The sequence below is a fragment of the Roseomonas sp. SRI_022 genome, assembly GCF_057586215.1.
Window position 1 is genome coordinate 1 of record NZ_JBYCZL010000041.1, and the last position, 19,934, is coordinate 19,934.

The following is a 19,934-nucleotide window of genomic DNA, read 5'->3' on the forward strand; positions in this document are numbered from 1 at the left end:
CGGCTTCGGGGAGGCGGGCGACGGCGGGGCAGCGCGCGGCCAGACCATCCTGGCGGCGACCGGGGCGCGCGTGGTCAGCCCCTGCGCGGGGCGCGCCGTGTTCAGCGGTCCTTTCCGAAGCTATGGCCTGCTGCTGATTGTGGACTGCGCGGAAGGTCACCATGTGGTGATCGCCGGACTCGGGCGGCTGGACGCGGCGACCGGTGCCAGGCTGCTGGCCGGGGAACCGGTCGGCGTCGTGGGTGACGGCGAAGGCGGGCGCGGGCGGCTTTATTTGGAATTGCGCCGCGACGGCCATGCGGTGGACCCGCGGCCCTGGTTGGCCGGCGCGCGCGGCGGCGGATGAGGGCAGGCGCCCCGGCTTGCCGATTGGTAAGGCGGCGCGTTGCGGAACGGTAAGGCCGGTAACGGCATTGTTTCAGCGCGGGTTTCGGGCTGCGCCCGGGGGCGCGTTGCGCTACAGGATGATGTCTCCCGCCGGGCGCGAATACGCCCCGCGATGCTGAAGGAAGGAATTCGGATGCGGCGCAGGAGTGCGACCTTCGCGGCTGTTGGTGCGGCCTTCGCGGCCGGCGTGGTCGTCGGCCCAATGGTCGCCGCAGTGGCGCAGGATGGCGGCGGGCGGGCGGAAACCTACCGCCTGCTCAACCTGTTCGGGGATGTATTCGAACGCGTCCGCGCCGAATACGTCGAGCCGGTGAACGACCGCGACGCGATCGAGAACGCGATCCAGGGCATGCTGTCGGGACTCGACCCGCATTCCTCCTACATGAACCCGCGCATGTACCGCGACATGCAGGTGCAGACGCGCGGCGAGTTCGGCGGCCTTGGCATCGAGGTCACGCAGGAAGGCGGCTACATCAAGGTCATCTCCCCGATCGACGAGACGCCGGCGGCGCGCGCAGGCGTGCGGCCGGGCGACCTGATCACGCATCTCAACGGCAGTTCCGTGCAGGGCCTGTCCCTGCAGGAGGCGGTCGAGCAGATGCGCGGGGAACGCGGCACCTCCATCCGCATCACCATCCGCCGCGAGGGCACCGACCGGCCGATCGAACTGTCGATCACCCGCGACGTGATCCGTCCGCAGGTGGTGCGCTTCCGCCTCGAAGGCGGCGACGTCGGCTATATCCGCCTGACCTCCTTCAACGAGCAGACCGAGACCGGGCTGCGCCGGGCGATGCAGACGCTGCGCCAGCAGGCGGGCAACAACCTGCGCGGCATCGTGCTCGACCTGCGCAACAATCCGGGCGGGCTGCTGGACCAGGCGGTGCAGGTCTCGGACGACTTCCTCGACCAGGGGGAGATCGTGTCCACCCGCGCCCGCCGGCCGGAGGATGCGCAGCGCTGGAATGCGCGGGCCGGCGACATCGCGCAGGGCCTGCCGGTGGTGGTGCTGATCAATTCCGGCTCGGCCAGCGCGTCCGAGATCGTGGCCGGCGCGCTGCAGGACCATCGCCGCGCCATCGTCATGGGCGTGAAGTCCTTCGGCAAGGGCAGCGTGCAGACGGTCATGCCGATCCCCGGCAATGGCGCGATGCGGCTGACCACGGCGCGCTACTACACGCCGTCGGGCCGTTCGATCCAGGCGACCGGCATCGAGCCGGACATCGAGGTGCTGGCATCGCGCGAGGACCAGCAGCAGGCCGCGGCCGCCCGGCGTGACCGCGAGGCCGACCTGCGGCGCGCGCTGCGCAACGACAACAACGCGCAGCCGCAGGCCGCCCCGCCGCTGCCGCCGATGAACCTGCCGGCCGGACTGGTCGAGCGTGTGCAGCGCATGCCGGCCGAGGGCGCCGCCGCCTTCGACCCGACCAAGCCCGAGACTGACCATCAGCTCCAGCAGGCGATCACCGTTCTGCGCGGCATGGCCGCGGCGCCGAACCCGCAGCGCCGCGCCGCCCGCTGACACTGCCCGGGACTGGCCGGCCGATGCGCGCGTCCGGCTGGCCGGCGCTCGGGGCGTTCTGGGTGGCGGTGCTCGGCGCCGGGCTGGGCGGGGCCTGGTGGCTGGAGAATGCCGCGCCGCCGGCCACGCCCATCGTGGCGGCTTCCGTCGCACCCGCGGCCGAGGCGGTCGTGCCAGGGCCGCCAACGCAGGTCGCACCCGAGGCGCCGCCGGCTGTTGCTGCTGAACCTGTTGCCGCGCCGCCGCCTCCACCGGCGGCCGCCGCGCCGCCCGGCGCACCGCCAAGCGCGCCGGAACCGCCGCCGCTTGCCGCCCTGACCGCGCCACGCACCGCCGCGCGGCCGATCAACGCCCCCGACCCGGCGCTGCTGGAACAGGGGCGGCACGGGCTGCTGCCCCGCATGGGGGCGGATGGGCGGACCCCGATCCGCGCCTATGGCCGGGATTTCGACCGGCGGGACACGCGCCCGCGCATCGGCATCGTGGTCGCCGACATCGCGCTGAACGCGACGCATACCGAGGAAGCGATCCGCCGCCTGCCGCCGGCGGTCGCCCTCGCGCTGTCGCCCTATGCCGCGCGGCCAGGCCAGGCGGCCGAACGCGCGCGCGAACGCGGCATGGAGACGCTGATCTCCCTGCCGTTGGAGCCGGCGGGCTATCCGCTCAACAACCCCGGGGAGCAGGCGCTGCTGACCGGGCGTTCCATGCCCGAGAACATGGACCGTCTGGATTGGGTGCTGTCGCGTGCCCAGGGCTATGTCGGCGCGATCGGCGCGATCGGTGTCATGCGCGGCGAACGCTTCGCCGCCATGGCCGATGCGATGGGCAGCGTGCAGGACGCGCTGCGGTTGCGCGGGCTGCTGTATCTCGACCCGCGGCCGGGCGCGCCGCCGCCGGCCCGTGCCTGGGGCCGCAGCGTCGATGTGCTGCTCGACGAACCCGCCGGCACGCGCGGGGAGATCGACCGGCGCCTTGCGGATCTGGAGACGATCGCGCGGGAGCGTGGTGCGGCACTCGGCCTGGCGGGCGCGGCGACGCCGGTGCTGGTGCAGAGCATCGCCGCCTGGGCGCCGGCGCTTGAATCGCGCGGGCTGGTGCTCGCACCGGTCTCCGCCATGATCCGCCGGCCGGAGGGCATCCCCCCGGACGGCAGCAACCCCATCCGCCCCGCGAGCGCGCCATGACCACCCTGCCCTATCGCGACAATGTCGGCGCCGTGCTGTTCAACGCGGCGGGCCTCGTGCTCGTCGCGCGCCGCGCCGACCTGCCGAATGCCGAAGGCGCACCCGGTGGCTGGCAGTTGCCGCAGGGCGGCATGGATGAAGGCGAGGACCCCGCCATCGCGGTGTTCCGCGAATTGGAGGAGGAGGTCGGCACGGCGCGCGCCGAGATCCTCGCCGAGCATCCGGAATGGCTGACCTATGACCTGCCGCCCGAATTGATCGGCAAGGCGCTGGGCGGGAAGTATCGCGGCCAGCGGCAGAAATGGTTCGCGCTGCGCTTCACCGGAAACGACGCCGATATCCGGCTCGACCTCGACCCCCATCCGGAATTCGACGCCTGGCGCTGGGCGAGGCTGTCGGAACTGCCGGGCCTCGCTGTCACCTTCAAGCGCGACATCTATGACCGGCTGGCGCGCGATTTCGCGCGTTTCGCAGGCTGAGGCGGCTGCCGGGATCAGATCCGCCCGCCCCGCCGCACCGCCCACAGCACCAGGCCGACCCCCAGCCCGAAGGACCCGTTGATCAGCACGCTGCGCCACCAGCGGTTGGGGTCCATCGCCCCCATCAGCGGCTGCCCGCGCAGCGCGGCGACCAATGTGAAGCCCACCAGAACGCAGGCCACCGCCCCGACCGCGAGGCCCACCAGGATGGGCGGCCAGCCCGGGCGCGCCGCGACGATGGCGGCGGCGAGGATGCCCCACAGCCCGCCCCAGAAGCAGGCCGAGGCCAGTTGCGGCACGCCAAGCGGCGGCACCGGGCGCATCTGGAACGGCGGGTTGGGCAACACGCCGAGCAGATGCAGCAGCCCCACCATCCCCTGGTGGAACAGCAGCACGCCCAGCACACCGGCGCCGAAGCCGATCAGGCCCACGCGCAGCGCCGTCATGGCCGGCTGCCGGGGCGGTGACGCGGAATGGAGTGCCGACAGGCGCGCATGGGGATCGATCCGTCGCCGCTTGGCCGGATCATGCCGTCGGGCAGCCCCGCCCTGCAATGGATGCGGGCCGGGCCACCTTGCCCCGTCGGCCGGTCCCGCGCAGGCTGCGCCCTCCTTGAATCGGGAGATACGCGGTGAACGGTGCAGAGAGCCTGGTCCACACACTTCTGGGCGCCGGTGTGGAAGTTTGTTTTGCCAACCCAGGCACGAGCGAGATGCATTTCGTCGCCGCGCTGGACCGCATCCCCGGCATGAAGTGCGTGCTCGGCCTGCAGGAGAACGTCGTCACCGGCATGGCCGACGGCTACTGGCGCATGACGGAAAAGCCCGCCGTCACGCTGCTGCATTGCGGCCCGGGCCTCGCGAACGGTCTCGCCAACCTGCACAATGCACGCCGCGCGCGCTCGGGCATCGTCAACTGCGTCGGCGACCAGGCGACCTATCACCGCCCCTTCGACGCCCCGCTGACGGCCGATACCGAAGGCTGGGCGCGCGGCGTGTCGCATTGGCTGCGCACCTCGACCAAGGCGTCCAATGTCGGCGCCGATGCGGTGGCCGCGGTGCAGGCGGCGCGCACCTCGCCCGGCCAGATCGCGACCATGATCCTGCCCTCCGACACCTGCTGGGATGAAGGCGGCGTGGTGGCGGCGCCGCTGCCGGTGCCTAGCGCGCAGCCGGCCGATCCGCTCGCCATCCGCAACGCTGCGCGCATCCTGCGCGAGAAGAAGAACGTGCTGATCCTGCTCGGCGGCAAGGCGCTGCGCGAGGGGGCGCAGGCGCTGGCTTGGCGCGCGTCCCAGGCGACCGGCGCGAAGCTGATGGCCGAAGGGTCGAACGGGCGCACCCAGCGCGGCCAGGGTCGCCTGCCGCTGGAACGCGTGCCCTATCCGGCCGATGTCGCGATCAAGACGCTGTCCTGGGTCGAGCACCTGATCGTGGTGAATGCCCGCGCGCCGATCGGCTTCTTCGCCTATCCGGGCATGCCCTCGAAGCACTACCCCGAGACGGCGGAAGTCCATGTCCTGACGCGCTACGAGCAGGATGCCGAGGCCGCGCTGCGCGCCCTGTGCGACGAACTCGGCGCGCCCGCCGTGGCGATGCCCGATGTCGGCAAGCGCCCCGAGCGCGCCCGCGGCGCCCCGACCCCGGAAGGCCTGGCGCGCACGGTCGCGGCGTTGATGCCGGAAGACGCGATCATCGCCGATGAGAGCGTATCCTTCGGCCGCGGCTTCTTCCCCGAGACCGTCGCAGCACCGAAGCATGACTGGCTGCAGATCACCGGCGGCGCGATCGGGTGCGGGCTGCCGCTCGCGACCGGGGCGGCGGTCGGCGGCGGCGGACGGCGGGTGATCAACCTGCAGGCCGACGGCTCCGCGATGTACACGGTGCAGGCGCTGTGGACGCAGGCGCGCGAGAAGCTGCCGGTGACGACGATCATCCTGGCCAACCGCAAGTACCAGATCCTGCTCGGCGAGTATCAGAACGTCGGCGCCAATCCGGGGCGCACGGCGATGGACATGCTCGACCTCGGCAATCCCGACATGGATTGGGTGAAGATCGCCGGTGGTCTGGGCGTGGAAGGGGCGCGGGCGACGACGCTGGACCAGGTGGGTGACCTGATGGCGCAGTCGTTCAGCCGCTCGGGGCCGTTCCTGATCGAGTTGGTCATCTGACGTGTGTTGGAGAGGGGCGCCGCCCCTCTCCAAACCTCACCCCGCCAACGGGCAGTGCCCTTTGGAATGCCAGGATTTGGCGCCGGGCGTGACGGGCACGGCACAAGGTTGAGGTTTCCAAAGGCCCTTAGGCCTTTGGTGGGGTGAGGTGCGGAGAGGGGCAAAACCCCTATCCGGTCCAACAGGGGAGACAACGAACCATGGACATGCAGCTTCAGGGCAAGCGCGTGCTCGTCACCGGCGGATCGAAGGGCATCGGCCTCGCCTGCGCCGAGGCCTTCGCGGCCGAGGGCTGCGACGTGGTGCTCGTCTCGCGCGATGCCGCCACGCTCGCCGCCGCCGCCGACAAGCTGCGCGCCGCGCGGCAGGTGCGCGTCGAGACGCTCGCCGCCGACCTGTCGAAGGATGCGGAACGCGAGCGCCTGCACGCCGCCTTCCCCGACATCGACATCCTGGTGAACAACGCCGGCGCCATCCCATCCGGCCGGCTGCAGGACATTCCGATCGCGCGGTGGAAGGACGCCTGGGACCTCAAGGTCATCGGCTACATCCACATGTGCCAGCTCTATCTGCCGGGGATGGAGGCGCGGAAATCCGGCGCCATCGTCAACATCATCGGCATGGCCGGGCGCGCGCCACGCGCGGGCTACATCGCCGGCGGGGCGGGCAATGCGGCGCTGATCGCCTTCACCTCGGCGATCGGCGCGGCGGCGCAGGCATCCGGCGTGAAGGTCGTCGGCATCAACCCTGCCGTGACCAAGACCGACCGCATGCTGACCCAGGCCAAGGTCAACGCGAAGCTGAAGTTCGGCGATGAGGCACGCTGGCCCGAGACGCTGACCAACCTGCCCTTCGGCCGCCCGATCGAAGCCGCCGAGATCGCCGACCTCGCGGTGTTCCTCGCCTCCCCGCGCGGGCACTACGTCAACGGGACGGTGGTGGATGTGGATGGCGGCGGGATGTTCCGCGCCTAGGGCAGGTCCCGGTCCGGTACCGCCGCCGGGCCGGCGTATCGGTTGATCCTCCTCAAGGTACGGCGCCACGTGTTGGCGCTTCCATTCGCTTCGCCGGACGTTCAGGCTCAGGCTCTCGGCCGGCAGTGGAGCGAAGGCCATGAAGAAGTCCGCCAAGACCCGGACCGCCTCGGCATCGAAGAAGCCCCCCGCACCGAAGGAAGCCACCGCGGCGCCCGCCGCCACCAAGGTCACCGACCGGCACGACCAGTCGCTCGATGAGCGGTTCGAGGCCGGCAAGGCGCTGCGCGACAGCCTTTCCCGCGCCGCGCATGCGCCCTGGAACCGCCCGGCCGACCGGCCGGACCCGATCGCCCTGCTGCAGCAATCCGACGACGACCGGGTGCCGGAACTGGTGCCGATCCGCTACGGGCGCATGCTGCAATCGCCCTTCGCCTTCTACCGCGGATCGGCCGCGGTAATGGCCGCGGACCTCGCGCAGACGCCGGACACCGGCATCCGGGTGCAGGCCTGCGGCGACTGCCACCTGATGAATTTCGGTGGCTTCGCCTCGCCCGAGCGCAACGTGCTGTTCGATATCAACGATTTCGACGAGACGGCGCCCGCCCCCTGGGAATGGGATGTGAAGCGGCTCGTCGCATCCTTCGTTCTGGCGTCGCGCGCGAACGGGCATGCCGACGAGGATGGGCGGGACGCGGCGGTGACGGCGGCCCGCAGCTACCGCAAGCGGCTGCGCGAATTCTCGCGGTTGAGCCCGCTCGAGGCCTGGTACACGAAGATCACCGCCGAGGATGTGATTGAGACCGTGCCCCCGGCGATCGCCGCGCGCCTGCGCGCGCGCGTCGCGAAGGCGATGTCGGACAAGGGTTCGGAGTACGACTTCCCGCGCATGGCCGCCGTGGTCGGCGGGCGCACCACCATTCGCGACGCGCCGCCGCTGATCTTCCATCCTGAATCGACACGCGCGCCGGACTTCGAGACGATGGTGAACCACGTCTTCGAATCCTATCGCTCGACGCTGGCCGATGACCGGCGCGTGCTGCTCGACCGCTACCGGGTGGTGGATGCGGCGATCAAGGTGGTGGGCGTGGGGAGCGTCGGGCGGCGCTGCTGGATCGTGCTGATGATGTCCGCCGCCAACGACCCGCTGTTCCTGCAGGTGAAGGAAGCCGTGGCCTCGGTGCTCGAACCCTTCGCCGGGGCGAGCGAGTACGGGCATCACGGCCAGCGGGTGGTGATGGGCCAGCGGCTGATGCAGCCGGCCTCGGACCTCTTCCTCGGCTGGGTGACGGCGCCGAATGGCCGGCAATTCTACATGCGCCAGCTGCGCGACGCGAAGATCAAGCCGTTGGTCGAGACCTTCGACGAGGAGCTGATGGCGACCTACGGCAAGCTGTGCGGCTGGTCGCTCGCCCGCGCCCATGCGCGCAGCGCGGATGTCGCGGGCATCGCCGGCTATCTCGGTTCAGGCGACCAGTTCGATGAGGCGATGGGCGATTTCGCCGTGGCCTATGCCGACCAGGCCGAACGTGACCATGCCGCGCTGAAGGCCGCGGTGCGCGAGGGCAGCGTGACCGTCACGACGGATGCGTGAGGTGGTGTTCGCCTGAGGAGTCCGGCACCGGCCCGCACCCCCACCCGGCCACCCATTCCAGGATACTGACGTGGGTGGCCGGGTGGGGGTGCGGGCCGGTGCCGGACTTCGGAATGCGCCGTCCGGCGCATTCCCAAACACACGCTCAGAGCCGCCAGGGGCTGGCCTGCCACAGCCGCCCATAGGCCGCGGCCTGATCCTCGACGAAGCGGGTCATGGTCGGGCGGTCCATGTGGCGCACGATCAGGAAGTCGCGCTCGGCGATGGCGCGGAACTCGGGGTCCTCGGCCGTGCGGCGCACCGCATCCTCCCACCGCGCGACGATCGGCGCGGGGGTGGCCGCCGGCAGGGCGAAGCCGCGCGCGGAACCGGTCGCGACATCGACACCCTGCTCGATGCCCGTGGGCAGGTCGGGCGCCTTGTCCCAGCGTTCGCGTTCCATGATGGCGATCACGCGCAGCGCGCCCTGCTGATGCGCACGCACGGTCAGGCTGACGGTGGAGATCGATCCCGCCACATGCCCGCCCTGGACCAGTTGCATCGCCTGCCCCGCGCCCTGGGTCGGCACCCAGGTGAACTTCACCCCGGCCGCGCGCTCGATCGCCATCAGCGCCAGATGCGGCGCGCCGCCGACGCCCGCGCCGGCCATGGTGATCGCCTCCGGCCGCGCGCGCGCCGCGGCGACCAGGTCGCGCAGGCTGCGATAGGGCGTGTCGGTGCCGACGAAGACGGTATAGGGCTCGTCCGTCAGCAGCCCGACATAGGCGAAGCTGTCGACGCGATAGCGCGGCGTGTTGTCGTACAGCGCGGTGACCAGGGCGGGGAACGACACCAGCGCGACATGCCGCCCGTCCGGCGCCGCGGCGGCGACGTCGTTCAACATCAGCATCCCGCCCGCGCCGGGCTTGTTGACGACGATGATCTGCGTGCCGCCGCCGAGGTGCTTTTCCAGGAAGGGTGCGGCCATGCGTGCGGCGAGGTCGATGTTCCCGCCCGCCGCGAAGCCGACATAGACCTGCACCGGGCGATCCTGCGCGTGGGCGGCCAAGGCGGGCATGGCGAGCCCGCCGGCAAGGAGGATGCGACGCGTCGTCACCATCAGTCTCTCCCGGCACTGTCGTGGGAAGGCTGCAACGCGTCCGGCATGTGTGCAAGTGCGAAGGTTGCGCGTTCGCGCCGTTCCGCTACGCTTTCACGGTCCTGAGCGGAGAAGCCAGCATGCTGCGCTTCAGCAACTTCCTTTTCCCCGAAAGCCGCGACCCAGCGCGCGATGCCGAGGTGATCGCCGACAGCATCGCGGAGGCGAAGCTGTGCGACGAACTCGGCGTCGAGGTTCTGTGGCTCGCCGAGCATCACTTCGACGGCAATTGCGCCTATGTCGATCCGGTCACCTTCGCCGCCGCGGTGCTGGCCGCGACGAAGCGCATCAAGGTCGGCTTCGCGGTGGCGCAGGTCTCGCTGCACCACCCGACGCGCCTGGCGGAGGAGATGTCGCTGCTCGACAATCTCGGGCGCGGGCGCGTCATCGTCGGGCTCGGCCGCGGCACCGCCTACAACGTCTATGAATACCAAGGCTACGGCATCCCGCATGAGGAAGCGCTGGAACGCTATGAGGAAGCCGAGGGCATCATGCTCAAGGCCTGGACCAGCCCGGATGGCTTCACGCATGAAGGCAAGCACTGGACGCTGAAGGTGCCGCGGCTGCGCCCGACGCCCTTCACCAAGCCGCATCCCACCATGATCCGCGCAGCGTCGTCCGAGGACGGCGCGCTGCATCTCGCGCGGCGGGGCGTGCCCTTCCTGATGAACGTGCAGTCGAACGAGACGACGGCGAAGCGCCTCGCGCTCTATGCCGCCACGATGGCGGAGTCCGGCTTCGACGCCGCGCATGTCGCGCGCTGCCTCGACGAATCCTGGGTGTGGCGCAATGTTGTGGTCGCGCCGACGGACGAGGAAGCGCGCCGCATCGGCATCCCCGCCTTCGAGGCGATGCAGGAACACCGCAAGACGCTGCGCGAGAAGATCTATGCCGAGCAGGGCATCATCATGAAGCGGGAGGTGGTCCCGCCGGCGCGCGTCAGCACCGATACCGGGCTGATTGTCGGTTCACCCGCCACGGTCGCCGCGAAGATGGCGGAGATCGAGGCGACGGGCGTGGGCGGCGTGATCTGTTCCTTCCGCCTTGGCCCGATGGCCGCCGATGTCGCCGCCGGCTCGATCCGCCTGTTCATGCAGGAGGTCGCACCGCGCTTCGCGGGCAAGGTCGCCGCCGCGGCGGATTGAGGATTGCCTTGATCGAGCGGCGCCGACCGCTCAGCCCGGCCCCGCCCGTGTCCGCGCGAGCGGCAGCACGATGTCGCAGATCAGCCCTTCCTCCGGCCAGCGCCGGTCCACCGATCCGCCAAGCTGGCCCGTCACCGTCGCCTCGATGACCCGGGACCCGACGCCGCGCCGCGTCGGGAAGCCCGGCGCCGGGCCGCCGGTTTCGGTCCAGCGCAGATGCAGCGCCGCCTCGCCCTCGTCGACGATCCAGGCGACCGCGACCCGCCCGTCCGGCATCGACAGCGCGCCATGCTTCGCCGCATTCGTCGCGAGTTCATGGAACACCATGCCGAGCGCCTGCACCGCATCGGCGCGGATGCGGAAGGCCGGGCCGTCCAGCGCGAAGCGGCCGTCGCGGATGCCACCGAAGGGCGCGAGTTCATCGGCGATCAGCGTCGCGAGCGGCGCGCCCGCCCAGCGTTCCGCCGCGAGCAGGGACTGCGCGCGGGCCAGAGCGGCGATCCGCCCTTCGACCAGCTGGGCGAATTCCTCTGCCGTCGGGGCGTGCGTCAGGCGCAGGATCGCCTGCACGATGGCCAGCGCGTTGCGGGCGCGGTGGTTCACCTCCTGCGTCAGCAATTCACGCCGCTCCTCGGTCTCGCGGCGTTCGGTGATGTCCTGCAGCGTACCCGCCAGGCGCAGCGGACGGCCGGTCATGGGATCGATACGCACCGCCGTGCCGCTGCTTTCAAGCCAGCGCCAGGTGCCATCGGCGCGCAGGAAGCGGTATTCGGTGCGATAGACGCGGTCACGGCCCGACACCAGCCGGTCCCATAGATCGAGGACGCGGCGGCGATCGCCGGCATGGATGCGCGCGGTCCAGTTCTCGACCGGACTGGTGGCGATACCGGTGTTGAAGCCCATGATCTCGAGCGTGCGCGGGGACCGCGTGGACAACCCACTGCGCAGGTCCGTCTCCCAGGTGCCGAGCTGGCCGGCCTCGACGGCGAGGCGCAGCCGTTCCTCCCCTTCGCGCAGGGAGTCCGTGCGCTCGGCGACCCTCTGCTCAAGCCCGTCCAGCGCCTCCTCCAGCGCGTCCTGCTGGCGGCGCACGACGAGGGCGAGGCCCATCAGCGCGAGCACGGCCGGCACGCCCACCAGCAGCAGCGGCACCATGACCTGGCGCCAGCGCTCGAGGATGTCCGAACGACGGCGGCCGACCGCGACCACCAGGTCGGGCATCGCCTCGACCCGGCCAAAGGCGACCGCGACGGATTGGCCATCGCCCGGCATGGCGCCCATGAGGCTGCCGCTGTCCTGGCCCTGCGCCAGCGCGCGCATCAGGGCGCGGTCCGCGGAAAGCGGCGGCGGCGGGTCCGTGAAGGGCGGCTGGCGCGCCAGGATCTGGCCGTCGCCGCGCAGCAGCGCGACCGCATCCTCGTCACTGTCGGTATGGCGGCCAAGCGCTGTGCCGATCTCCGTCGCGTCGAGCACGAAGACCACGGCCCGGCCTTCCGCCACGCCACGCACGCCAAGGGCAAGCAGCGCCCCCCCGCCCCGCCGGTAGGCGCTGCCTGCCGCCATCCGCCCCGGCGCGGTGCGCGCGAGGACCTCGGCGATGTCGCCGCCCGGCGGGTCGGCCGCCCCGTCGGCGCGGCCCGGCACGGTCACATGAAGCCAGGGCTGCCCGGCGGCGCCGAGCACCAGCACGGCCCGGACCAGCGGCAATTCGCGCACCAGGCCAAGGATGTCGTCCTGCAGCGCGACGTGCGTGGCCGGGGGCGCATCCTCGCGCCCGGCGATGACCGCTTCGATGCGCCCGGCGGTGCGGGCGAGGCTTTCGAAGTTGCGCCTGACGTAGTCGGCATTGACGGCGACGCCGCGGATCAGGTCGCGCTCGGTTTCCGTCCAGGTCAGGTGCCAGGCGCCCCAGGCGCCGGTGCCGAGGATTGCGGCGGGCAGCAATAGCGCAGCCACCAGCAGGATCCACAGCCGCCAGCCATCCCGCCTTCGCCGCGGAGCCGGTTCGTGGACCACGCCGCCGATGGCGCGTTGGTGAGGGGCGGCGTCGTCCATGGTCATCCGCTTACGCCAGCGCACGGTTTCCCGGCCGTCAGACTGGCTTCCGGCGGACTATCCCGTGCGCCCCCACGGGGCGCAAGGCGAATTGCCGCCGCGCAATCTATCGTGTTCTGGCCCGCTGGCGGGTCAATCGACGCGCACCACCAGCTTGCCGAAATTGGCACCCTTGAGCATGCCGATGAAGGCCTGCGGCGCCTGGCGCAGCCCGTCCACCACATCCTCCCGCCAGCGCAGCTTCCCGTCCCGCATCCAGGCTTCCATCTGGGCACGGAAAGTGCCGTAGCGAGTCCAGCCGCTGTCGCTGACGATGAAGCCCTGGATGCGCAGCCGCTTGCGCACCACGGGGCCAAGGTTCGGGCCCGGCGGCGCGCCGGAGGCATCCGCACCCGGTGCCTCGTTGTACTGGGCGATCATGCCGCACATCACCATGCGGCCGTAGTCGCGCAGGCGCGGGAAGACGGCCGCCTGGACCTTGCCGCCGACATTCTCCCAATAGACGTCGATGCCTTCGGGTGCGGCGGCGTCGAGCTGCGCGTCGAGGTCGCCATGGTGGTCGAGGCAGGCATCGAAGCCGAGCTCCTTCACCACGAAGTCGCACTTGGCCTTGCCGCCCGCGATGCCGACCACCTTGCAGCCGCGGATCTTGGCGATCTGCCCGACCACCTGGCCGACCGCGCCCGAAGCCGCGCTGACCACCACCGTCTCGCCGGCCTTGGGCTGACCGATATCCTCAAGCCCGCACCAGGCGGTCAGGCCGGGCATGCCGAGCACGCCGAGGCTCGCCGAGAGCGGCGGGTTATCGGCCGGCACCTTGAACAGGCGCTCCGGCCCGACGACCGAGAAGCGCTGCCAGCCATAGCCGCCGAGCACGACATCGCCCGGCGCGAAGCCCGGCGCGCGGGAGGCGACGACCTCGCCCGCCGTCTGGCCTTCCATCACTGCGCCGAGATCCACCGGCTTGGCATAGGATTTCGCATCCGCCATGCGCCCGCGCATGTAGGGGTCGAGCGAGAGAAAGCGCGCGCGCACCAGCACCTGGCCCTCGCCCGGTTCGGGCACGGGCGTCTCGACGATCGCGAAATCCTCGGGCACGGGCGCGCCGACGGGGCGGCGCTTCAACAGGATCTGCAAATTGGCTTCGGGCATGTCACATCCTCCGGTTGCGGCGGAGGATGCCATGCGCAAGCGGGCGCGCCTACAGCAGGAACCACCCGGCGACCGGGCCTGTCGCGCTGGTGATGCTTACCGCGACATCCGCCGTGCCGTCGCCATTCACATCACCTGCCGCGAGGAAGACGCCCGGTGCGCTCGACGTGACGCGCAATTGCCCGGCACTTGCCGCCCCGGCACCGCCGAAGGCCGCCGCGCCGATATAGGTGAAGGCCTGGTCGCCAGCCACGAAGCTGTTGGCGTCGAGCAGGCGCAGATCGACGCGGTCGAAGCCGTCCGTCGCGTTGAAGGTGAAGTCGAGCACCTGGTCGGGTGCCGCGACGGTGCTCTCGGCCGCGCTCGAAACGCGGAACCGGTCGCTGCCGTCACCACCGATCAGCACGTCCCTTCCGAGGCCGCCGACCAGCACGTCGTTTCCGTCACCACCCTCGAGCGTGTCGTTGCCCAGGGAACCGTCCAGGGTATCGGCGCCACCATTGCCGAGGATACGGTTGCCCAACGCATTGCCGGTGAAGGCATGGGCGATGGCGTTGGTGGCGGTGATGTTCTCGACATTCGCGCCGAGCGTATAGGCAGCGAGACCCGTGACGACCAGGTCGGTGCCACCATTCAGGGCCTCGACCACCACATCTCCGGCACCGACGATGTAGCGGTCGTTGCCCAGGCCGCCGACCAGGCTGTCCGCGCCCCCCAGGCCATCGAGCGTGTCGTTGCCGCCGATGCCCAGCAGCGTGTCCGCCCCGGCATTGCCGATCATGACATTGTCGATCGAATTGCCGGTAAAGCGGTGGGGCCCGCTGCCGATGGCGACGACCTGCTCCACGAAGTCCGCAAGCACGTGGTTGGCAAGCGCGGTTTGGACGGTATCCGCGCCGCCACCGCCGAACTCGGTCACCACATCGCCGGCAGCGACGATGTAGAGATCATTGCCATCGCCACCGATCATGCGGTCAGCCGCCGCGCCGCCGACGAGCGTGTCGTTGCCCCCCGCACCAACCAGCGTATCCGCGCCGTCGCCCCCCAGCAGCGAATCGGCACGATCTCCGCCGAGCAGCGTGTCGGTGCCGGCCCCGCCATCGAGAAGCGTTCCCGCCAGCGTCGTCTGGCTGGCCAGGATGTCGGCACCTGCACCGCCCCGCACGGTGGTGATGCCCGCGGCGTTGGTCAGCAGGATGACGTCATCGCCACTGCCGCCGATGACGGCCTCGAAGCCACCGAGGATGCTGTCGCCCGCCGCATCGCCGCCGAGGACGTTGCCGGAGGTGAAGTCGAGCAGCACGCCGGTCGCGTCGCCGGCATAGCTGAGCCAATCGGTGCCCGATCCACCGGCGAGCACATCGCCGCCTGCGCCGCCTTCGATGGTCTGCGCGTTGGCGGCCCCGATGATGCTGTCGCTGTCCTCGCCACCGGAGATCCGAGCATTTCCGGCACTGGTGATGGTGTCTGCCCCGGCGCCGCCGAAAATCGTGTTGCCGCTGCCACCGGTGTCGGTGATGCTGTCGTTGCCGTCGCCGCCAATCAACACGTCCGCGTCACTGCCGCCCTGCAGCAGGTCGTTGCCGTCCCCGCCATCGATCGTGTTCGCACCGCCGCCGCCGATGAGCGTGTCGTTGCCCGCATCGCCGAACAGGGTGTCGGCGCCTGCACCGCCGTCAACCGAATCATTGCCTTCGCCGGCATACATGAAGTTCGCGCCGGCGGTGCCGGTCAGCGTGTCGGACCCGATGCCGGAGATGACGTGCTCCATCTCCGTGAAGCTCTCGCCATCCCAGTCGGTCAGGCCGGTGGCGAGGTTGACCATGTAGTCGAAGCCGAAGGCCGTGGTGTCGAGCGTGTCGCTGCCGGCGCCGCCGACGATCACCTCGGGTGTGCCGATCACCGCGACGATGTAGTCGTCGCCATTGCCGCCAAGCGAGGTATCGCTGCCGCCCCCGCCGTTCAGCGTGTCGTTGCCGTCGCCACCGACGAGGCTGTCGTTCCCCGACCCGCCATCCATGAGATCGTTGCCGGTCCCGGAGGAGAGCGTGTCGTTGCCCGCGTCGCCCAACAAAGTGTCCGCGCCGGCAGCACCCTCGACCGAATCATTGCCCTCCCCGGCATACATGAAGTTCGCGCCGACGGTGCCGGTCAGCGTGTCGGACCCGATGCCGGCGATGATGTGCTCCATCTCCGTGAAGCTCTCACCGTCCCAGTCGGTCAGTCCGGTGGCGAGGTTGACCACATAGTCGAATTCGAAGGCCGTGGTGTCGAGCGTGTCGCTGCCGGCGCCGCCGACGATGACCTCGGGGTAGCCAAGCACGGCGACGATGTAGTCGTCGCCATTGCCGCCGAGCGCGGTATCGCTGCCGCCGCCGCCGTTCAGCGTGTCGTTGCCGTCGCCGCCGACCAGGCTGTCATTGCCTGACCCGCCATCCATGAGGTCGTCGCCGCTCCCGGAAGCGAGGGTGTCGTTGCCGCCGCCGCCGACAATGGTGTCGCTTGCAGCATCCCTCCCGACGATGGAGTCGTTGCCCGAACCGCCGATCACCCCTTCGAAAGCATCGAGATAGATGTCGCCCGCGGCCTCCCCGCCGGAACCGCCATTCCCGATGGCGGACATGTTGACCGTGACGCCGGCGGTGTCGGAGGCGTAGCTCAGCAGATCGAGGCCGGCACCGCCCGACAGCCTGTCACCGCCGGAACCGCCTTCAACGACGTCGTCCCCATCCCCACCCCGCAGCGTGTCGTTGCCCGCACCGCCAACCAGGTTGTCGGCGCCCGCAGCGGCGTCGACCGAATCATTGCCGTCGCCGGCATCCATGAAGTTCGCGTCGGCGGTGCCGGTCAGCGTGTCGGAACCGATGCCGGAGATGATGTTTTCCATCTCCGTGAAGCTTTCGCCTGCCCAGTCGGTCAGGCCGGTGGCGAGGTTGACCACGTAGTCGAAGCCGAAGGCCGTGGTGTCGAGCGTGTCGCTGCCGGCCCCGCCGACGATGACCTCGGGTACGCCAAGCACGGCGACGATGTAGTCGTTGCCGTTGCCGCCGAACGACGTGTCGCTGCCACCGCCGCCGTTCAGCGTATCGTTGCCGTCACCACCGGTCAGGCTGTCGTCACCCGACCCGCCATCCATGAAATCGTCGCCGATCCCCGAGATGAGAGTGTCGTTGCCGCCATCGCCGGAAATAATGTTGTTGCCGCCGAAGACGCTGATCGAATCCTGGCCCTCTCCACCCAGCAGCAGGTCATTGCCGAAGGTGCCGAACGAACGCAGCGTGTCGTTGCCGGCGCCGCCGGCAATGGTATTGCTCACGAAGTCGTTGCCGACGATGGCGTCGTTGCCCGAACCGCCGATCACCGCTTCGAAGGAATCGAGATAGATGTCGCCCGCGGCCTGCCCGCCCGATCCGCCATTCTCGATGAAGAATAGGTCGAGCGTGACGCCGGCGACGTCAGAGGCGTAGTTCAGCCAGTCGATACCGGCCCCGCCCGACAGCCTGTCGCTGCCGAAGCCGCCTTCGATGACGTCATCTCCGTCTTCGCCCCGCAGCGTGTCGTTGCCATCGCCGCCAACGAGGCCGTCATTGCCGCCGCCGGCATCAACGCGGTCATGGCCGCCCAGCGCCACGATCACATCATCCGCGGCACTCGGCAGCGGGCCGCTGACCGTGCTGAAGGTCGTGGTGATGACGTCGTTGCCTTCGGTACCGACGATCTCGGCCATGGTGCGAACCCCAAACGGCGCGCGACAGGCGATGTCGCGCACCTTTGTTTCTTCCGCATGCGGAATGTTGTGGGTGTATTAGCCTTTGCGCTCCGCCGGGCCAGCGATCCCGGTCACAAGCCGGACCAGGCGCTGACAAGGCGATGCCGCCAGCGCAGTCTGCGCGGCAGCCGAATCCGGAGGATGCCGCCCATGGACCTGCCCCAGTACGAGACCCTGCAACTGGAAGCCCCCGAGCCGCATGTGCTGGTGGTGCGGCTGAACCGCCCGCATGTCTCGAACGCTCTGAACACCCAGATGGGGCGCGACCTGCACGCGGTCTGGACGCATCTGACGGCCGAACCCGGGGAGACGCGCTGCGTCGTCTTCGCCGCCTCCGGGGAGAAGGCCTTCTGCGGCGGCGGCGATCTCAAGGAACGCCACGGCATGACGGACGCCGCCTGGCGCCACCAGCATGAGATCTTCGAGCGCGCCTATTGGGCGCAGCTCGACTGCCCGATCCCGATCGTCGCGGCGGTGTCGGGGCATGCCTATGCGGGTGGCCTGGAAATGGTGCTGGCGTCGGACTTCGCCTATGGCGTCGCCGCCGCGCGCTTCGCGCTGACGGAAGTGACCATCGGCATCATGCCCGGCGCGGGCGGCACGCAGACGCTGCCGCGCATCGTCGGCGAGCGTCGCGCGAAGGAGATCATCCTGACCGGGCGTCCCTTCACCGCGCAGGATGCCTGCGACTGGGGCATCCTGAACCGCGTGCTCGACACGCGCGAGGCGCTGGCCGAGGCGGTGATGGACGCCGCGCGCACCATTGCGCGCAACGCGCCGCTGTCGGTGCGCCAGGCGAAGCGGTCGATGCATTTCGGGCTGCAGATGGACCTGCGGTCCGCGCTGCGCTTCGAGGTGGAATGCTACAACCAGCTCGTCGGCACCGAGGACCGGCGAGAGGGCATCGCGTCGTTCAACGAGAAGCGCAAGCCGGTGTTCAAGGGGCGCTGATGGAGGTCCGGGTCGAGACACCGCTGCAGGAGGAGGTCGCGGCCCTGCTGCGACACTCCGACGCGGTGGCGGCGGCGCTCTACCCGGACGCCTATCGGCGGGCGATCGATCCGGCGGCGCTCGCGGCGCCCGGCATCCAGCTGCTGGTCACGCGCGTCGGCGGGTGCGCGGCGGGTTGTTGCGCGCTGTTCGACCGTGGCGACGGCACCGCCGAACTGAAGCGCATGATTGTCAGCGATGCCTTTCGCCGGCGCGGCGTGGGGCGGGCGCTGCTTACCGGCACGGAACGGGAAGCGGCTCGGCTCGGCATCAGCACGCTGCTGCTGGAAGTCGGCACGCGGAACGAGGAAGCCCACGCGATGTACCGCCGTGCGGGCTTCCTGCCGCGCGGCCCCTTCGCGCCCTACGAAGCCACGCCGATCAGCCGCTTCCTGGAGAAGCGGCTCAGTTCGCGTTGGCCCCCGCCCGCTCGATGATCGGGCGCCACTTGGTCGTCTCGGCGCGGATGAAGCCGGTCAGTTCCTCGGGCGTGCTCGGCGCCGGTTCAAGGCCGTGCTTGGCGAGGTTCGACGCCACGTCCGGGTCGCGCATCGCCTCGTTCATCATGGCATTGACGCGATCGACGATCGGCCGTGACAGGCCGCGCGGGCCCATCATCGCGTACCAGTTCGCCACCTCGTAGCCCGGCAGGTTCGCCGCCTCGGCCACGGTGGGGATGTCGGGCAGCAGCGCGCTGCGGCGCGGGGACGGCACGGCGAGCGCACGCAGTCGCCCAGCCTCAATATGCGGCAGCACCGTCGCCGCCGTCGCGATCGAGAAATCCACCTTGCCCGAGAGGATGTCGGTGATGAGCTGCCCGCCGCCGCGATAGGGCACGTGGATCGTCTCGATCCCCGCCATGGAATCGAGCAGCGCGCCGCCCAGATGCCCCGCGCCGCCGACACCGGAGGAACCATAGGACAGCTCGCCCGGCTTGGCCTTCGCCGCGGCGATCAGCTCGGGCAGGCTGCGCCAGGGTTTCTCGGGTGCCACGACCAGGAAGTTCGTCACCTCGACCGACCGGCCGATGCTGGTGAGGTCAGTCAGCACGTCGAAGGACAGCCGCGTCATGATCGGGTTCATCACCAGCGAGGCGATGGTGCCCATCATCAGCGCGGTGCCGTCGGCCGGCGCGTTGACGGTGGCTTCGCTGGCCAGGTTGCCGCCGGCGCCGGGGCGGTTCTCCACCACGATGGGCTGGCCGAGCAGGGTCTGGAGTTTCGCGCTGATGGTGCGCGTGGTGATGTCGGTCCCACCCCCGGGCGCGAAGCCCACCAGCACGCGGATGGGGCGCGTCGGCTGCCATTGCGCGAGCGCGGGCCGCGCCAGCAGGCCCATGGCGGTTGCGCCGATCAGGCGTCTTGTCAGCATGGTTGCG

16 protein-coding genes are annotated in these 19,934 nt (G+C 70.3%); 10 read left to right on the top strand and 6 right to left on the bottom strand.

The window, feature by feature from the left end:
• The 4 genes from AC2YHJ_RS25890 to AC2YHJ_RS25905 form a co-directional block, all read left to right on the top strand.
• The coding region (locus AC2YHJ_RS25890) for a murein hydrolase activator EnvC family protein (protein ID WP_487399075.1) at positions 1-346 on the top strand (346 nt) is incomplete at its 5' end.
• 174 nt (positions 347-520) lie between these two features.
• Entirely contained in the window at positions 521-1,906 is a 1,386-nt protein-coding gene (locus tag AC2YHJ_RS25895; protein ID WP_487399076.1) for a S41 family peptidase, read from the top strand.
• A gap of 23 nt (positions 1,907-1,929) precedes the next feature.
• Positions 1,930-3,090 (top strand): divergent polysaccharide deacetylase family protein, encoded by a 1,161-nt coding sequence (locus AC2YHJ_RS25900; RefSeq protein WP_487399077.1) that lies wholly within the window; start codon positions 1,930-1,932, stop codon positions 3,088-3,090.
• Positions 3,087-3,569, top strand: coding sequence for an RNA pyrophosphohydrolase (locus AC2YHJ_RS25905; RefSeq protein WP_487399078.1), 483 nt, complete (start codon positions 3,087-3,089; stop codon positions 3,567-3,569). The genes AC2YHJ_RS25900 and AC2YHJ_RS25905 overlap by 4 nt, the downstream gene beginning before the upstream one ends.
• A gap of 14 nt (positions 3,570-3,583) precedes the next feature.
• Here AC2YHJ_RS25905 and AC2YHJ_RS25910 read toward each other — a convergent pair whose 3' ends face one another.
• Positions 3,584-4,015, bottom strand: a complete 432-nt coding sequence (locus AC2YHJ_RS25910) for a hypothetical protein (RefSeq protein ID WP_487399079.1) — start codon at positions 4,013-4,015, stop codon at positions 3,584-3,586.
• Between the two features lie 185 nt (positions 4,016-4,200).
• Here AC2YHJ_RS25910 and AC2YHJ_RS25915 point away from each other — a divergent pair, with 185 nt between their 5' ends.
• The 3 genes from AC2YHJ_RS25915 (at position 4,201) to AC2YHJ_RS25925 (ending at position 8,307) form a co-directional block, all read left to right on the top strand.
• Positions 4,201-5,739, top strand: coding sequence for an acetolactate synthase large subunit (locus AC2YHJ_RS25915; protein ID WP_487399080.1), 1,539 nt, complete (start codon positions 4,201-4,203; stop codon positions 5,737-5,739).
• Positions 5,740-5,939: 200 nt separating this feature from the next.
• Positions 5,940-6,713 (top strand): short-chain dehydrogenase/reductase, encoded by a 774-nt coding sequence (locus tag AC2YHJ_RS25920; protein ID WP_487399081.1) that lies wholly within the window; start codon positions 5,940-5,942, stop codon positions 6,711-6,713.
• Positions 6,714-6,852: 139 nt separating this feature from the next.
• Complete coding sequence (locus tag AC2YHJ_RS25925) at positions 6,853-8,307, top strand: DUF2252 domain-containing protein (protein ID WP_487399082.1); 1,455 nt, start codon at positions 6,853-6,855, stop codon at positions 8,305-8,307.
• Between the two features lie 145 nt (positions 8,308-8,452).
• Here AC2YHJ_RS25925 and AC2YHJ_RS25930 read toward each other — a convergent pair whose 3' ends face one another.
• Complete coding sequence (locus AC2YHJ_RS25930) at positions 8,453-9,406, bottom strand: Bug family tripartite tricarboxylate transporter substrate binding protein (protein WP_487399083.1); 954 nt, start codon at positions 9,404-9,406, stop codon at positions 8,453-8,455.
• 119 nt (positions 9,407-9,525) lie between these two features.
• Here AC2YHJ_RS25930 and AC2YHJ_RS25935 point away from each other — a divergent pair, with 119 nt between their 5' ends.
• Positions 9,526-10,590 (top strand): LLM class flavin-dependent oxidoreductase, encoded by a 1,065-nt coding sequence (locus tag AC2YHJ_RS25935; protein WP_487399084.1) that lies wholly within the window; start codon positions 9,526-9,528, stop codon positions 10,588-10,590.
• A gap of 30 nt (positions 10,591-10,620) precedes the next feature.
• Here the strand turns inward: AC2YHJ_RS25935 and AC2YHJ_RS25940 are convergent, their stop codons facing one another.
• The 3 genes from AC2YHJ_RS25940 to AC2YHJ_RS25950 all read right to left on the bottom strand — a co-directional run bounded on the left by AC2YHJ_RS25940 (position 10,621) and on the right by AC2YHJ_RS25950 (position 17,524).
• A complete protein-coding gene (locus tag AC2YHJ_RS25940; RefSeq protein WP_487399085.1) occupies positions 10,621-12,645 on the bottom strand; it encodes an HWE histidine kinase domain-containing protein in 2,025 nt (674 codons plus the stop codon).
• Between the two features lie 132 nt (positions 12,646-12,777).
• The gene (locus AC2YHJ_RS25945) at positions 12,778-13,797 is read right to left on the bottom strand and encodes an NADP-dependent oxidoreductase (RefSeq protein WP_487399086.1); all 1,020 of its coding nucleotides are present in this window, start codon (positions 13,795-13,797) and stop codon (positions 12,778-12,780) included.
• Positions 13,798-13,846: 49 nt separating this feature from the next.
• Positions 13,847-17,524: a beta strand repeat-containing protein gene (locus tag AC2YHJ_RS25950; protein ID WP_487399087.1), complete on the bottom strand. Its 3,678-nt coding sequence runs from the start codon at positions 17,522-17,524 to the stop codon at positions 13,847-13,849.
• A 192-nt stretch (positions 17,525-17,716) separates the two neighbouring features.
• On the opposite strand from AC2YHJ_RS25950, the gene AC2YHJ_RS25955 reads away from it, so the two are divergent.
• Positions 17,717-18,517: an enoyl-CoA hydratase/isomerase family protein gene (locus AC2YHJ_RS25955; RefSeq protein ID WP_487399088.1), complete on the top strand. Its 801-nt coding sequence runs from the start codon at positions 17,717-17,719 to the stop codon at positions 18,515-18,517.
• Complete coding sequence (locus AC2YHJ_RS25960; protein ID WP_487399089.1) at positions 18,517-18,993, top strand: GNAT family N-acetyltransferase; 477 nt, start codon at positions 18,517-18,519, stop codon at positions 18,991-18,993. Before AC2YHJ_RS25955 ends, AC2YHJ_RS25960 begins: the two co-directional genes overlap by 1 nt.
• On the opposite strand, the gene AC2YHJ_RS25965 is transcribed toward AC2YHJ_RS25960, so the two are convergent.
• Positions 18,962-19,927 (bottom strand): Bug family tripartite tricarboxylate transporter substrate binding protein, encoded by a 966-nt coding sequence (locus AC2YHJ_RS25965; RefSeq protein WP_487399090.1) that lies wholly within the window; start codon positions 19,925-19,927, stop codon positions 18,962-18,964. The genes AC2YHJ_RS25960 and AC2YHJ_RS25965 overlap by 32 nt on opposite strands.
• Positions 19,928-19,934: the final 7 nt, after the last annotated feature.

What these genes read in the sequence shown, in the direction of transcription:
- AC2YHJ_RS25905 (WP_487399078.1), top strand. Translation starts at nt 3,087, where the DNA reads ATGACCACCCTGCCCTATCGCGACAATGTCGGCGCCGTGCTGTTCAAC.
- AC2YHJ_RS25945 (WP_487399086.1), bottom strand. Translation starts at nt 13,797, where the DNA reads ATGCCCGAAGCCAATTTGCAGATCCTGTTGAAGCGCCGCCCCGTCGGC.
- AC2YHJ_RS25935 (WP_487399084.1), top strand. Translation starts at nt 9,526, where the DNA reads ATGCTGCGCTTCAGCAACTTCCTTTTCCCCGAAAGCCGCGACCCAGCG.
- AC2YHJ_RS25920 (WP_487399081.1), top strand. Translation starts at nt 5,940, where the DNA reads ATGGACATGCAGCTTCAGGGCAAGCGCGTGCTCGTCACCGGCGGATCG.
- AC2YHJ_RS25925 (WP_487399082.1), top strand. Translation starts at nt 6,853, where the DNA reads ATGAAGAAGTCCGCCAAGACCCGGACCGCCTCGGCATCGAAGAAGCCC.
- AC2YHJ_RS25950 (WP_487399087.1), bottom strand. Translation starts at nt 17,524, where the DNA reads ATGGCCGAGATCGTCGGTACCGAAGGCAACGACGTCATCACCACGACC.
- AC2YHJ_RS25960 (WP_487399089.1), top strand. Translation starts at nt 18,517, where the DNA reads ATGGAGGTCCGGGTCGAGACACCGCTGCAGGAGGAGGTCGCGGCCCTG.
- AC2YHJ_RS25940 (WP_487399085.1), bottom strand. Translation starts at nt 12,645, where the DNA reads ATGGACGACGCCGCCCCTCACCAACGCGCCATCGGCGGCGTGGTCCAC.
- AC2YHJ_RS25910 (WP_487399079.1), bottom strand. Translation starts at nt 4,015, where the DNA reads ATGACGGCGCTGCGCGTGGGCCTGATCGGCTTCGGCGCCGGTGTGCTG.
- AC2YHJ_RS25900 (WP_487399077.1), top strand. Translation starts at nt 1,930, where the DNA reads ATGCGCGCGTCCGGCTGGCCGGCGCTCGGGGCGTTCTGGGTGGCGGTG.
- AC2YHJ_RS25955 (WP_487399088.1), top strand. Translation starts at nt 17,717, where the DNA reads ATGGACCTGCCCCAGTACGAGACCCTGCAACTGGAAGCCCCCGAGCCG.
- AC2YHJ_RS25965 (WP_487399090.1), bottom strand. Translation starts at nt 19,927, where the DNA reads ATGCTGACAAGACGCCTGATCGGCGCAACCGCCATGGGCCTGCTGGCG.
- AC2YHJ_RS25930 (WP_487399083.1), bottom strand. Translation starts at nt 9,406, where the DNA reads ATGGTGACGACGCGTCGCATCCTCCTTGCCGGCGGGCTCGCCATGCCC.
- AC2YHJ_RS25895 (WP_487399076.1), top strand. Translation starts at nt 521, where the DNA reads ATGCGGCGCAGGAGTGCGACCTTCGCGGCTGTTGGTGCGGCCTTCGCG.